9 protein-coding genes and 1 pseudogene are annotated in these 12,746 nt (G+C 60.4%); 3 read left to right on the plus strand and 7 right to left on the minus strand.

Annotation, left to right across the window (positions count from 1 at the left end; all coding sequences use genetic code 11):
* Nucleotide 1: 1 nt before the first annotated feature.
* Nucleotides 2-294: pseudogene (locus BLL42_RS30595) on the minus strand (hypothetical protein).
* 395 nt (nt 295-689) lie between these two features.
* Complete coding sequence (locus BLL42_RS26170) at nt 690-1,043, minus strand: hypothetical protein (RefSeq protein WP_071555459.1); 354 nt, start codon at nt 1,041-1,043, stop codon at nt 690-692.
* 279 nt (nt 1,044-1,322) lie between these two features.
* Between BLL42_RS26170 and BLL42_RS26175 the strand changes: the two genes are divergently transcribed.
* Nucleotides 1,323-2,756 (plus strand): serralysin family metalloprotease, encoded by a 1,434-nt coding sequence (locus BLL42_RS26175; protein ID WP_071555460.1) that lies wholly within the window; start codon nt 1,323-1,325, stop codon nt 2,754-2,756.
* A gap of 82 nt (nt 2,757-2,838) precedes the next feature.
* Here BLL42_RS26175 and BLL42_RS26180 read toward each other — a convergent pair whose 3' ends face one another.
* Together BLL42_RS26180 and BLL42_RS26185 are read right to left on the minus strand one after the other, a co-directional pair.
* Complete coding sequence (locus BLL42_RS26180) at nt 2,839-4,461, minus strand: MFS transporter (protein WP_071555461.1); 1,623 nt, start codon at nt 4,459-4,461, stop codon at nt 2,839-2,841.
* Nucleotides 4,462-4,630: 169 nt separating this feature from the next.
* Nucleotides 4,631-6,280: a GMC family oxidoreductase gene (locus tag BLL42_RS26185; RefSeq protein WP_071555462.1), complete on the minus strand. Its 1,650-nt coding sequence runs from the start codon at nt 6,278-6,280 to the stop codon at nt 4,631-4,633.
* A gap of 134 nt (nt 6,281-6,414) precedes the next feature.
* Here BLL42_RS26185 and BLL42_RS26190 point away from each other — a divergent pair, with 134 nt between their 5' ends.
* The gene (locus tag BLL42_RS26190) at nt 6,415-7,314 is read left to right on the plus strand and encodes a LysR family transcriptional regulator (protein WP_071555463.1); all 900 of its coding nucleotides are present in this window, start codon (nt 6,415-6,417) and stop codon (nt 7,312-7,314) included.
* Nucleotides 7,315-7,828: 514 nt separating this feature from the next.
* Here the strand turns inward: BLL42_RS26190 and BLL42_RS26195 are convergent.
* Together BLL42_RS26195 and BLL42_RS26200 are read right to left on the minus strand one after the other, a co-directional pair.
* Nucleotides 7,829-8,932: a DNA alkylation repair protein gene (locus tag BLL42_RS26195; RefSeq protein ID WP_071555464.1), complete on the minus strand. Its 1,104-nt coding sequence runs from the start codon at nt 8,930-8,932 to the stop codon at nt 7,829-7,831.
* A gap of 79 nt (nt 8,933-9,011) precedes the next feature.
* Complete coding sequence (locus BLL42_RS26200; RefSeq protein WP_071555465.1) at nt 9,012-10,820, minus strand: monovalent cation:proton antiporter-2 (CPA2) family protein; 1,809 nt, start codon at nt 10,818-10,820, stop codon at nt 9,012-9,014.
* A 195-nt stretch (nt 10,821-11,015) separates the two neighbouring features.
* Here BLL42_RS26200 and BLL42_RS26205 point away from each other — a divergent pair, with 195 nt between their 5' ends.
* Nucleotides 11,016-11,936, plus strand: a complete 921-nt coding sequence (locus BLL42_RS26205; protein WP_071555466.1) for a LysR family transcriptional regulator — start codon at nt 11,016-11,018, stop codon at nt 11,934-11,936.
* A gap of 23 nt (nt 11,937-11,959) precedes the next feature.
* Here BLL42_RS26205 and BLL42_RS26210 read toward each other — a convergent pair whose 3' ends face one another.
* Complete coding sequence (locus BLL42_RS26210) at nt 11,960-12,736, minus strand: substrate-binding domain-containing protein (protein WP_071555467.1); 777 nt, start codon at nt 12,734-12,736, stop codon at nt 11,960-11,962.
* Nucleotides 12,737-12,746: the final 10 nt, after the last annotated feature.

A 12,746-nucleotide genomic window follows, 5' to 3' on the forward strand; every position in this document is an offset into this window, starting at 1 on the left:
ATCAACTGAAAGTGCGTGCCCCGAGGGACAGGCCGAGCAATAGGCTGGTCTGTTGCAGGAGGTGCGCGAAGCACCAACTCGGCGGTTCCTGGCTTTCGTCGACGCTCCAGCGTTGCTGGAGTTGACCGCTCAACGGACAGACACGCCAAATGGCACGCAGGTGAGTCTGAGTGCGTGAAGAAGGGGGGAGAACGGAGAGCGAGCCGCCACCACAGGGCGCTCGCGGCAGAGCTTTACGCGCATCGTCGAGGCGAAGGCGCGTACACCGGGCATTACAGTAGATTTGAAATTCATAACATGCCTCGCGACCGGACTGGCGCCGGGGAGGCAAGTTACGTTGGAGCATCAAGCTCTGGCGCAGCTCACCCGACCGAGGTGTCGAGTCCCGTCATTTTCTGGGTTAAGTGCCCAGCTCTGCGAATTCGCATCAGCCAGACAGCGTCTAGATACTGTGTCCATTGGATTCTTTTGTGAGTTGAAAAAAGGCCTGAGTTACCGGCCCGCGCAATGTACTGAGGCAGGCCGTTGAAGTCAACCTTAAAACTACTCTGTTAAGGGTTTAGACAGATAAGGACAGTGCAGAAGGGACGATCAGAATCATTGCAGTCGATCATTATCGATGTGGCCGCGCGAAGTGCTCATGACACGACGACTGAATGTCATGAGCACAAGGGATTGCCGTGTAAAGCTTAATGACTCATGTGCCGGGAAATATCCCGGTAAGTATCGCTGTCAGTTGCCGCCAACAGCTGGCTACCGTCCTTGAAGGTGGCGATGAAGGTGATCTCGGTCTCCTTGCCAGCCATCAGGTAGCCTGCGATCGCCCCGACGGGGCCGAGCAGCATGGCGCCGGCGATGCCGTAGCCAATGGCATCCTTGTTGGTAACGGAGTCCTGGGATGCAACCTCCAGGTTTCTGAACGCCGAGGCTTGCACTTTGACCCCGGGCGCTGGATTGGAAAGCGTTTTCAGTCTGAACGCCCCTTCGTAGTACTCGCTATCGCCTTGTAGAAAATTGCCAGCCAAAACGTTGATTTTTGCCATGGTGAACCATCCTTGCCCGATGACTACCGGACTCAACATCTCGCGCTTGCAGAAGGTGGTCGTCAATAAGCTGGCGATGAAGGGGCGTACCGTCAGTCCGGCCAAAAAGAGCCATGGCGCTTTGCCCTTGAGCGGCCCGCTATCTAAAAATTCAATAGCCCCACGGCTTCAAACTGTGTCAGTTTCGTTACGCCTTCAACAGGGCGAGTGATAGGACGATCTCGCGAAGGGGTCGCCGTGGTCTATCGGAACCGACTATTTGAAACAAGGACGTAAGTGATGTCACACGCCAAAGCAAAAGCTGTCATTTCTTCAGGGCAGGTCAGTTCGGCCTACAGTCAGGTCGATGCCTTCAGCCACTTGTATGATCGCGGTGGTGCTGGGTTGATTAACGGCAAGCCGTCGTTCACGGCAGATCAGGCGGCCGATGAGATCCTGCGCAAGAACCTCTCCTGGCACGATAAGGACGGCAACGGCAACGTCGAGCTGAGCTTCAGCTTCATGACCTCGGCGCCTGCGAACTACAACACGAAGCTGGGTCATTTCAGCGAGTTCAGCGACCTGCAGAAAGCCCAGGCGAAACTGTCTCTGCAATCGTGGTCGGACGTGGCCAACGTCACCTTCAAGGAAGGGGCGGCAGGCGGTGACGGGCACCTGAGTTTCGGTAACTACGATGTCAGCACCGGTGGCGCTGCGTTCGCTTACTTGCCTTCGGGCGGCAGCTACGACGGTCAGTCCTGGTACCTGATCAACGATCAGTATCGGGTCAACGAGACGCCGGGCACTAACAACTACGGGCGTCAGACCCTGACCCACGAGATTGGCCACAGCCTGGGCCTGTCCCATCCTGGTGTTTACAACGCGGGTAACGGTAACCCGACCTATAACGACGTGACCTACGCTCAAGACACTCGAGGCTACAGCCTCATGAGCTACTGGAGCGAGAGCAACACCGGCCAGAACTTCAGCAAGGACGGCAGCGGCGCGTACGCCTCGGCGCCGTTGATGGACGACATCGTGGCAGTACAAAAACTCTACGGAGCCAACCTCGAGACCCGTGCCCAGGACACCGTCTACGGCTTCAACTCCAACGCCGATCGTGACTTTTACAGCGCCACGTCGTCGGCTTCCAAAGTGGTGTTTTCGGTGTGGGACGGTGGCGGTAACGATACGCTGGATTTCTCAGGCTTCAGCCAGAACCAGAAGATCAACCTCAACGAAGGCTCGTTCTCTGACGTTGGCGGTCTGGTGGGCAACGTGTCGATCGCCCACGGCGTAACCCTGGAAAACGCCATCGGTGGTTCGGGCAATGACCTGCTGATCGGCAACGCGGTGGCCAACCTGCTCGAAGGCGGTGCCGGCAACGACATCCTCTACGGCGGCGGTGGCGGCGATACCTTGTGGGGCGGGGCAGGGGCGGACACCTTCGTGTTCGGTGCGGCATCCGATTCGACCATGACCGCGCCAGACTGGATCATGGATTTCACCAGTGGTCAGGACAAAATCGACCTGTCGGGCATCGCGCAGTTCTCGTCCGGTGCCGCCACGCTGAACTTCGTCAGTGGCTTCACCGGCCATGCCGGCGACGCGATCCTGACGTACTTCGCCGCGACCAACCAGACCAGCCTGTATGTCGATCTTACCGGCCATGGTGCGGTGGACTTTGCCGTGGGTACGGTCGGTCAGGCTGCAACCACGGACATTGTGGCCTAAACTCTGCTGACAGGGACCGCAGACGCGGTTCTGTGCAGTGAAAGTCCGCCCAGGGCCAACATGGGCGGACTTTTTTATGCCGTCAGTTTTTGTCCAGATCCACATCCTTGGTCTCGCGCAAGCAGATCATGCCCACCACCAGGCTCACCCCGGTGATCAGCACCGGGTACCACAGCCCGTAGAAAATATCCCCGGTGTAGACCACCAGCGCGAACGACACGGTCGGCAGGAAACCACCGAACCAGCCGTTGCCGATGTGATACGGCAGGGACATCGAGGTGTAGCGGATGCGCGTCGGGAACAGTTCGACCATCAGCGCCGCCAGCGGCCCATAGCACATCGCTGAAATAATGATCAGTGCCACGATCAGCACGACGATCATCGGTTTGTTGATCAACTGGGTGTCCGCCTGTTGCGGGTAGCCGGCCAGGGTCACGGCACCGCGCAGGGCGGCTTCGTCGTAACCGTCGATTTTTACATCACCCACGCTGACTTGCACCGCGCTGCCGGCAGGGGCCGCTGCGCTGCTGTAGGGCAGGCCTTGTTTGACCAGGAAGGTTTTGACCTTGTCGCAGGGGCTGTCAAAACGTGCCTTGCCCACCGGGTCGAACTGAAAGGTGCAGGTGGCCGGGTCGGCCAGCACGGTGATCGGCGCTTGTTGGCTGGCTCGGTCGATGGCCGGATTGGCGTAATGGGCGAGGGTTTTGAAGATCGGGAAGTACAGCGCGGTAGCCAGCAGCAGGCCAATCATCAGGATCGGTTTGCGCCCGACCCGATCAGACAGCCAGCCGAAGAAAATGAAGAACGGCGCGCCGATCACCACACTGACGATCAGCAAGGTATTGGCCAGGGCCGGGTCCATTTTCAGGAACTGGGTGAGAAAGAACAGTACGTAAAACTGCGCGGCGTAGAAGGTCACCGCTTGCCCGGCGTTGATGCTGAACAGCGCAATCAGCACGATTTTGAGGTTTTCCCAATGACCGAAGGATTCGCGGATCGGTGCTTTGCAGCACTTGCCTTCTTCTTTCATTTTCAAGAAGGCCGGCGACTCGTGCAGGCTCAGGCGAATCCAGGTCGAAATGCCCAGCAGCACGATCGACAACAGGAACGGAATGCGCCAGCCCCAGACTTCGAACTGATCACCGGTGAAGTAGCGGCAGCCGAGCACCACCAGCAGCGACAGCAGCAAACCAAGCGTCGCGGTGGACTGAATCCAACTGGTGTGGAAACCGCGTTTGCCGACTGGCGCGTGTTCTGCCACGTAGGTCGCGGCACCGCCGTACTCGCCGCCCAATGCCAGGCCCTGGAGCATGCGCAGCACCACCAGAATGATCGGTGCGGCAATGCCGATGCTGGCGTAGGTCGGCAACAGGCCGACGCAGAAGGTCGCCAGGCCCATCAGGATGATCGTCGCGAGGAAGGTGTATTTGCGCCCGATCATGTCCCCAAGGCGACCAAACACCAGCGCGCCGAACGGCCGCACGATGAAACCGGCGGCGAAGGCCATCAACGCGAAGATGAAGGCGGTGGTGTCGTTGACCCCGGCAAAAAACTGTTTACTGATCACCGCCGCGAGGGCGCCGTAGAGAAAGAAGTCATACCACTCGAATACTGTCCCGAGGGATGAGGCGAAGATGACTTTCTGAGTTTCCTTGCTGGTGCCGGCGCGGAGCGTTGCGGCTATTGCTTGAACCTGATCTGACATGTCGGTATCCCTCACAGTGTTTATTTATTGTTGTTCCACTGTCAGCGCCGGCCTTGTGGGCTGGCGCTGCTCCTGTCGATGCAATGCGACCCGTAGGAGCTGCCGCAGGCTGCGATCTTTTGATCTTCCGGGGCGGTGAGCCAGAAAAGATCGCAGCCTCCGGCAGCGCCTACGCGTGTTCTTCTGTGTTCAGTTGGTTTGGCGTAAGGCTCCTTGGTGTGGCGGCGAGAATCAGCTGCGCCGCTTTCTCGGCGATCATCAGTGTAGGTGAGCAGGTGTTGCCCGAGGTGATGTGCGGCATGATCGACGCATCGGCGATGCGCAGACCGGGAATGCCGTGAACCCGCAGTTGGGCATCGACCACTGCATCGGCATCGTTGCCCATGCGGCAGGTGCCGACCGGGTGGAAAATCGTCGTGCCGATGCGCGCGGCCGCTTCGTGCAGTTGTTCTTCGCTTTGCAAGGCCGCGCCCGGCAGGTATTCGACCGGTTTGAACGGTTGCAGGGCCGGCGCGGCAACGATGCGTCGGGTCAGGCGAATCGCATCGGCGGCCACGCGCAGGTCTTCGGGATGGCTCAGGTAATTGGGCTGAATCAGCGGCGCCTGCTGTGGGTCGGCCGAACGAATCTCGACTCGACCACGACTTTTCGGGCGCAGGTCGCACACCGAGGCGGTGAACGCCGGGAACGCATGCAAGGGTTCGCCGAAGCGCTCAAGCGAGAGCGGCTGGACATGGTATTCGAGGTTCGCCGAGGTTTGTTCCGGCCCGGAGCGGGCAAAAGCGCCGAGTTGACTTGGGGCCATCGACAACGGGCCACTGCGGTCGTACAGATAGCGCAAGCCCATGCCGATTTTGCCCCACAGGCTGCCGGCGATCTGGTTCAGGGTCCGGGCGTTTTCCAGTGTGTAGATCAGCCGCAGCTGCAAGTGATCCTGCAGGTTGCCGCCGACCCCGTTGAGTTCGTGGGCGACGCCGATCCCCAAGCGTTTGAGCAGGCCGCTCGGGCCAATGCCGGAACGTTGCAGGATGCTTGGCGAACCGACGGAACCGGCGCTGAGGATGATTTCCCGGTGGGCGACGAAGGTGGTTGCCTTGCCTTGCCAGCGCGCACTGATTTTTGATGCTCGACCGTTTTCCAGTAGCACGCGGTCGACGTCGACGTCGGTCAGCACGGTGAGGTTCGGTCGCTGGCGAATCGGTTTGAGAAAAGCCTTCGCAGCATTCCAGCGTATCCCGGCCTTCTGGTTGACCTGGAAGTAGCCGCAACCTTCGTTGTCGCCCTGGTTGAAGTCATCAAGGTTGGCGATGCCGCTTTGTTCGGCGGCGCTACGGAAGGCGTCGAGAATCGGCCACGACAGCCGTTGGCGTTCGACGCGCCACTCCCCGGCGGCGCCGTGAAACGCAGAGTCGCCGGCAAAATGGTGTTCGCTTTGCTTGAACAGCGGCAGTACGTCGTTCCAGTTCCAGCCGGGGTTGCCTTCGGCAGCCCAACGGTCGTAGTCGCCAGCCTGACCGCGCATGTAGATCATGCCGTTGATCGACGAGCAACCGCCCAGCACCTTGCCGCGCGGGTAGCTCAGGCTGCGGCCTTGCAGGCCGGTTTGCGCTTCGGTCTTGAAGCACCAGTCGGTGCGCGGGTTGCCGATGCAAAACAGGTAACCGACCGGAATGTGAATCCAGGGATAGTTATCGCGCCCGCCGGCTTCAAGCAGCAGCACCCGGTGTTGCGGGTTGGCGGAGAGTCGATTGGCCAGCAGACAACCGGCTGGCCCGGCGCCGACCACGATGTAATCGTATGCATCAACGGCAGGTTGCATCCATGACCTCGCAGCGTGTTGTTCTTATTGGGATCCATCCTAGTTGTTAGTTTTCGGCAAAAGAATGTTAGTTTTTGCTCAGCTGCTGTGCGTTTTTAAACAGTGATCTGCTCCCAAGCATTCAAGGAAGGCTGATGTTCGACTGGAATGACCTGCGGTTTTTTCTCGAATTGCAACGCAGCGGCCGCTTGCTGACCGCCGCCCGGCGCCTGAAAACCACCCACGCCACCGTGGCGCGGCACATTGAGGCCATCGAGACCAGCCTCGGCACTGCGTTGTTCGTCCAGCAAGCCCAGGGTTACCAACTGACGCCGGCCGGCGAAGCACTGCTTAAACATGCTGAAGCCATGGAAAACGTCGCCTTGCTGGCGCAGGAGGAAATCACCCAATCCAGCGCGCCGCTGGGCAAGATCCGCGTCGGGGTGACCGAGGGCTTGGGGATCATGTTCCTCGCCAGTCGCATGCAGGGTTTGTTTGATCGCTATCCGGGGCTGGAGGTGGAACTGGTGGCCGTGCCGCGCTTCGTCAGCATCCTCAACCGCGAAGCCGAGATCAGCATTCATCTGGAACGTCCGGCCGCCGATATGCTGGTCACTCGTAAACTCACCGATTACCGCCTGGCGCTTTACGCCAGTCAGGCCTACCTTGATCGCTCGCCACCGTTGCGCAGCCGTGACGACCTGGCGCGGCATGCCTGGATCGGTTACGTCGACGATCTGTTATTCAGTCAGGAATTGATGTTTCTCAACAGCTTCTGCCGTAACCCTCAAGTGGTGTTCCACAGCACCAGCGTGATCGCCCAGCAGCAGGCGGCACGCTCGGGATTGGGGATCGCCGTGTTGCCGTGCTACATGGCCAGTAACGACCCGGAACTGGTGCCGCTGCTGCCGGCCGAGAGCATCCAGCGCAGCTACTGGATCAGCACCCGCCGCGAGCTGCACAAGTCGGTGCGATTGCGGGTGTTGTGGGATTACGTGGTGGGGTTGTGTGATCGCGAGCAGACGCTGCTGCTTGGGCCCACCTCTGAACTGTAGGAGCTGCCGCAGGCTGCGATCTTTTGATCTTGGCGGCCTGATAGCCGACCAATCTCTTGCAGGTGTACATATCCGTTGCTGCGGTAACGGCCCCTTATGGTTCCGCTCTTACAGCGTGTCACTTTTGACAAACGCCTCAAAAGTAACCAAAAAGTCTCGCCCCAAGCGTACGGCCCCTCGCCTAGGCTCGGCGTTCCCTCGCTCCGGTGTCCATCAGGGGGCATCGCCTACGGTCGGCTTCGCTTCGACCTCCTCTCGATGTGTCCGGCTGCGCCGTACGGCGCTGCGCGCCAGCCCCCTGATAAACACCTCCACTCAGCCTCCCGAAGGGGCGGGTGGATCAAGATCAAAAGCGGCAGGCGAGCTAACGCTCGGCCTGTTGAGTGGTGGTGGGGCTGCTTCATTGTGGGTGGGTGATATTTGTAGGAGCTGCCGCAGGCTGCGATCTTTTGATCTTGGCGGCCTGATAGCCGACCGATCTCTTGCAGGTGTACGCCGATCAAAACCGCTGGGGTCATGGAGTAATTTCAAACGCGGTGCTTCCCAGTCGCTCACCATTGACCATGATGTGTACCTCATGCGTGCCCGCGTAATGCTTGCGGGTGGTTAGCTCGCGGATTTGCTGGGCGCGGCTGAGGGTTTGCCGGGCGTGGGCGGGTAGGGTGAGGCCTTTGAGTTTGAAGACTTTCGCCGAGGTTGCGCCTGAGGCTTTGACGTAGTCGATGGCGTAATCGATGACCAGTCGCTGGTTGTCACTGGCGGTTGAATGAAGATCGAACGAGAGCTTTATGGTCTCGCCGAGGCGGATCACCGCCGGTTCAACCTTTAGGTTATGGATCTGGACCTCGGGTTTACCGCCAGCGCCGATAATCGCCAGTGCCCGCTGATTGCCCTGTTTGATCAAGCTACGCAGCGCGTGTTTGGCAATCCACGCGGTGCGCGGGTCTTCCAGTGACCAGCCTTCGATCAGACTCAGCACCCACTCGGGGTGGTCCTTGGTGATGTCGTTGAGGTGATTGGCCACTGACTTGCGTACGTAAAGGCTGCTGTCGGCCTTGAGGTTTTCGAGGATCGCTGCTGCCAGCGTCGGGTCGGCTTGTACCGGTTCCAGACGAAACGACCACGGCAGGCGCGGTCGACTGCCTTCGCTGGCCAGACGGCGGACGTGTTCGTTGTTGTCCCGCGACCAATCGTGCATCAACGCCAGCGAGCGCTCCAAGTCGCTGCGCAGGAAATGCCGGATCGCGAATTCCGATGATCCGAACGTGGTGAAGTACTTGAGCGCGTCCATCGACAGCTCGAACGCATGGGCGCCGTAGGTGGCGACATAGTGGGGCAGGAACATGCTGACAAAGCCGCTGTTCAGGCGCGGCGCGAGCGGACGCAGGATCTCCAGTGTCTGCTCATAGCTCAGCGGCAAGACCGCGTGCAGACATTCCCCGACCCGCGCCATGCGTTGCATCACTGACAACTCGGCGAGGCCAGCATTGGCCAGTTTCAGGAACGCCTTGGCGTTGAACGCCGGGTACACCGCATGCATTTCGGTAGCGATGTGTTGCAAGCGTTCGGCGTTGAAGATTTCCTTCAGGGCGGGGGAGGACTGGTCTGCGTTGCTCATCATGGATTCCTTTCAGCATTTCAGATCAAAAGATCGCAGCCTGCGGCAGCTCCTACGGGGAACGCGATCTTTTCGGGTTTCAAGGTTTGCCCGTCTCTTCCTCAAGCTGATCCGCCTCGAACAGCCGTGCCAGTTCGGCTCGGGCTTCCTGGGCGCTCTGCATGACTTTCGCGGCATCGTCGTAGATTGCGTGCTGGGCTTCGAGCACCTGTTCGTCGTGATGCTTGAAACGTTCGATGCGGGCATCGGCCTGGGTCTGGCTCAGGCCCAGACCGAGCAGGGTTCGGCGGCTCATTTCCAGGCTTGAATAATAGGTTTCCCGGACCGCCTCGGCACCGAGGTCGACCAAGCGGTGGACGTGCTGACGGTTACGGGCACGGGCGATGATTTTCATGTGCGGGTAGAGCTTGCGCACCAGTTCGGCGGTCTTGATGTTGGTGTCCGGGTCATCGGTGGCAATCACAAAGAATTCCGCCTGCCCGACCTTGGCCGCGCTGAGAATCTCCGGGCGCATCGGGTCACCGTAGAACACCGGTACACCGCCAAAACTGCGGGACAGTTCGATGGTTTCCACCGACGTATCGAGGGCGACGAACTGGACATTTTGCGCTCGCAGAATCCGCGCCACGATCTGACCCATGCGGCCCATGCCGGCGATGACCACGCGGGGTGCGTCGGTGTCGATTTCGCGCAAGTGGGGCGGCACGGTGACGGGCTGGACTTTCGATTTAACCAGTCGGCCACACATCAAAAGCAACAGCGGTGTCACGGCCATGGACAGGGTGATGGTCAGCACCTGAAGGTCGTACATCCGTGGGTCGAACAGGCCTTGATCGCGGCCGATCTTGAACACCACGAACGCAAACTCACCGCCCGCCGCCAGCACGATGCCCAGGCGCAGCGCACTCAGCCGACTCAGGCCTCCGGCCAGCCGCCCGACGACAAACAGCATGGGCAGCTTGAGCATGATCAGCAGCAGGGTCAGGCCCAGCACTGTCGCCGGGGCGCTGAACAACAGGCTGATGTTGGCGCCCATGCCGACACTGATGAAAAACAGCCCCAGCAGCAGGCCCTTGAACGGTTCGATCTGCGCTTCCAGTTCATGGCGGTATTCCGAGTCCGCCAGCAGCAGACCGGCGAGGAACGCACCGAGGGCCATGGATACGCCGACCAGGTCCATCAGCCACGCGGTGCCGATCACTACCAGCAACGCAGTCGCGGTCGAGACTTCCGGCAGACCGGTTTTGGCGACGACACGAAATACCGGTCGCAACAGGTAACGCCCGCCGATCACCACCACCGCGATGCTGCCCAGCACCCGAAGGACATGGTTCAGGTCCTCGGCTGCCGTGGTGGTGTGATCACCGCCGGCGAGCAGCGGCACCATGGCAATCAGCGGGATTGCGGCGATGTCCTGAAACAGCAAAATGGCAAACGCCAGCCGCCCGTGAGGGCTGGTCAGTTCCTTGCGTTCAGCCAGGCTTTGCAGGCCGAAGGCGGTGGACGACAACGCCAGGCCCAGGCCAAGCACGATCGCGCTGTTAAGCGCCTGGCCAAACACGTAGAACGCCAGCACGCCGATCACCGAACCGGTCAGCAGCACCTGTGCCAGACCGACGCCGAACACCGCTTTGCGCATCACCCACAGCCGTCGTGGCGACAGCTCAAGGCCAATGATGAACAGCAGCAAGACCACGCCGAGCTCGGAAATATGGCTGACGCTTTGCGGGTTACCGATCAACCCCAGCACCGACGGCCCAATGATGACCCCAGCCAGCAGATAGCCCAACACCGCACCCAGTTGCAGGCGTTTGGCTAAGGGTACGGTGAGCACCGCCGCGAACAGAAAGACCACAGCGGCTTGCAACAGGTTGCCTTCATGGGGCATGGCTGACTCCTGGGAATACGTCGAACGACACACATTGCGGGCAATCATGGGTCACAAAGGCGGACAGGATAAAGGCTGGGCCGGCATCAGTCAGTCATGAGTGCCGGCTATCGCGGATTACCGCGTTACAATTTGCATCAATTTGTTACATCCATAGGATAAGCTGATCAATTCGTTTGCCGGTGAGTGGGCGTCATGGCCATCAATTTCGATCTGAATGACTTGCAGGCTTTTCGCGCGGTGGTCGAGCAGGGCAGCTTCCGCAAGGCCGCCGACACGGTGCGGATCTCCCAGCCAGCGCTGAGCCGACGGATTGAGAAGCTCGAAGATGCGCTTGGGGTCAAACTGTTCGAACGCACCACCCGCAGGGTCAGCCTCACGCAAGCGGGGCGCGCGTTTTCCCCCAGTGTCGAGCGTTTGCTGGATGACCTGGATGTGGCGCTGCTGGGGATCAGTGACGTGGCGTCGACCCGTTCGGGCTACGTCACCGTGGCCTGTGTACCTTCGGCGGCCTACTACTTCATGCCGCGGGTGGTCGCCCAATACCATCAGCGATTTCCGCGAATCAAGGTCAAGGTCCTCGACTCCAGCGCCCACGACGTCTTGAGCGCGGTGGTCAATGGCGAGGCGGATTTCGGCTTGAGTTTCATGGGCACGCTGGAGGCCGAGGTCGAGTTCGAACCGCTGGTGCAGGAGCGTTATGTGGTTGCTTGCCGGCGCGATCACGCCTTGGCCAGTCGCGCAAGCGTGAGTTGGAGCGAGCTGTATCAGCAGGATTACATCTCCCTCGACAAGACCTCGGGCAATCGTTTTCTGCTGGATCAGGCGCTGAGCGGGATCGTGCCGGCGCGTCAGAGCATCTGTGAAACCCGTCATGTCACTACGATGATCGGGCTGGTCGAAGCCGGTCTCGGCATTGCAGCGGTGCCGTTGATGGCGATGCCCGGCAGTGACCACCCGATTCTGACCCATGTGCCGCTGACCGACCCGCAAGTGATGCGCAGCGTCGGCCTGCTCAAACGCCGGGGGCGGACGTTGACGCCAGCCGCTTTGGAGCTGGAGCGATTGATCGTCGAAATGAAGTTCAGCCAACCGCCAGAACCGGCCTCAGCGTAGATCGGCTGAGGCCGGCGCCGGGCTTAGCGGTTGATCGAGTCCAGTCCGGTTGCCGTGACATCCGGTTGGGCGGCCGGGGAGGCGAGGTAGTCGAGCAATGCCTTGGCTTGCGCCGGGTGTTGCGCGCCCACGGGAATGCCAGCGGCGAAGCGTGTGACTGACTGCACGGATTCCGGAATCTTGCCGACGAAGGTCACGCCGGGTACCGGGAGCAATTCACTGACCTGCTGGAAACCCAGTTGGTACTTGCCGCTGGCAACCACAGTGCCCACCGGGATTTTAGGCACCATGGTCGATTTGGCTTTGAGCTGCGGCTCGATGCCCAGGCGCTTGAACATCTGGTCCTGGATGTACACGCCGCTGGCGCTGTCGGAATAGGCCACGGATTTGGCATTGAGCAATGTCGCCTTCAGCGCCTCGACCGAGCTGATGTCCGGCGTCGCCGCACCCTCGCGCACCACCAGACCAATCCTTGAATCGGCCAGTTCAACCCGCGACTCGGGCAAGACCTTGCCTTGCTTGATCAACTCATCCAGGGCGTAGCCGACCATGATCAGCACATCGGCGCGTTCGCCACGGGCCAGCCGATTGGGGATCGCCTCAGGCGCCTTGCCCATCGACGGGCCGAGCGCCGTATCGAGCGTGTTGCCGGTGGCGGCGGCGAATTTCGGGCCGAGCACTTTATAGGCAGCGGTGAAACCGCCGGAGGTCATCACGCGCAGCTCTTCAGCCTGGGCAACGGTGCTCAGCCCCATGGCGCCGATCAGGGTCAGCGCCACGAGGTTCAGTAATTTTTTCATCGACACTTCT

It is taken from the genome of Pseudomonas frederiksbergensis, from assembly GCF_001874645.1.
Lineage (GTDB): Bacteria > Pseudomonadota > Gammaproteobacteria > Pseudomonadales > Pseudomonadaceae > Aquipseudomonas > Aquipseudomonas frederiksbergensis_B.

What these genes read in the sequence shown, in the direction of transcription:
- BLL42_RS26175 (WP_071555460.1), top strand. Translation starts at nt 1,323, where the DNA reads ATGTCACACGCCAAAGCAAAAGCTGTCATTTCTTCAGGGCAGGTCAGT.
- BLL42_RS26195 (WP_071555464.1), bottom strand. Translation starts at nt 8,932, where the DNA reads ATGAGCAACGCAGACCAGTCCTCCCCCGCCCTGAAGGAAATCTTCAAC.
- BLL42_RS26200 (WP_071555465.1), bottom strand. Translation starts at nt 10,820, where the DNA reads ATGCCCCATGAAGGCAACCTGTTGCAAGCCGCTGTGGTCTTTCTGTTC.
- BLL42_RS26190 (WP_071555463.1), top strand. Translation starts at nt 6,415, where the DNA reads ATGTTCGACTGGAATGACCTGCGGTTTTTTCTCGAATTGCAACGCAGC.
- BLL42_RS26180 (WP_071555461.1), bottom strand. Translation starts at nt 4,461, where the DNA reads ATGTCAGATCAGGTTCAAGCAATAGCCGCAACGCTCCGCGCCGGCACC.
- BLL42_RS26185 (WP_071555462.1), bottom strand. Translation starts at nt 6,280, where the DNA reads ATGCAACCTGCCGTTGATGCATACGATTACATCGTGGTCGGCGCCGGG.
- BLL42_RS26210 (WP_071555467.1), bottom strand. Translation starts at nt 12,736, where the DNA reads ATGAAAAAATTACTGAACCTCGTGGCGCTGACCCTGATCGGCGCCATG.
- BLL42_RS26205 (WP_071555466.1), top strand. Translation starts at nt 11,016, where the DNA reads ATGGCCATCAATTTCGATCTGAATGACTTGCAGGCTTTTCGCGCGGTG.
- BLL42_RS26170 (WP_071555459.1), bottom strand. Translation starts at nt 1,043, where the DNA reads ATGGCAAAAATCAACGTTTTGGCTGGCAATTTTCTACAAGGCGATAGC.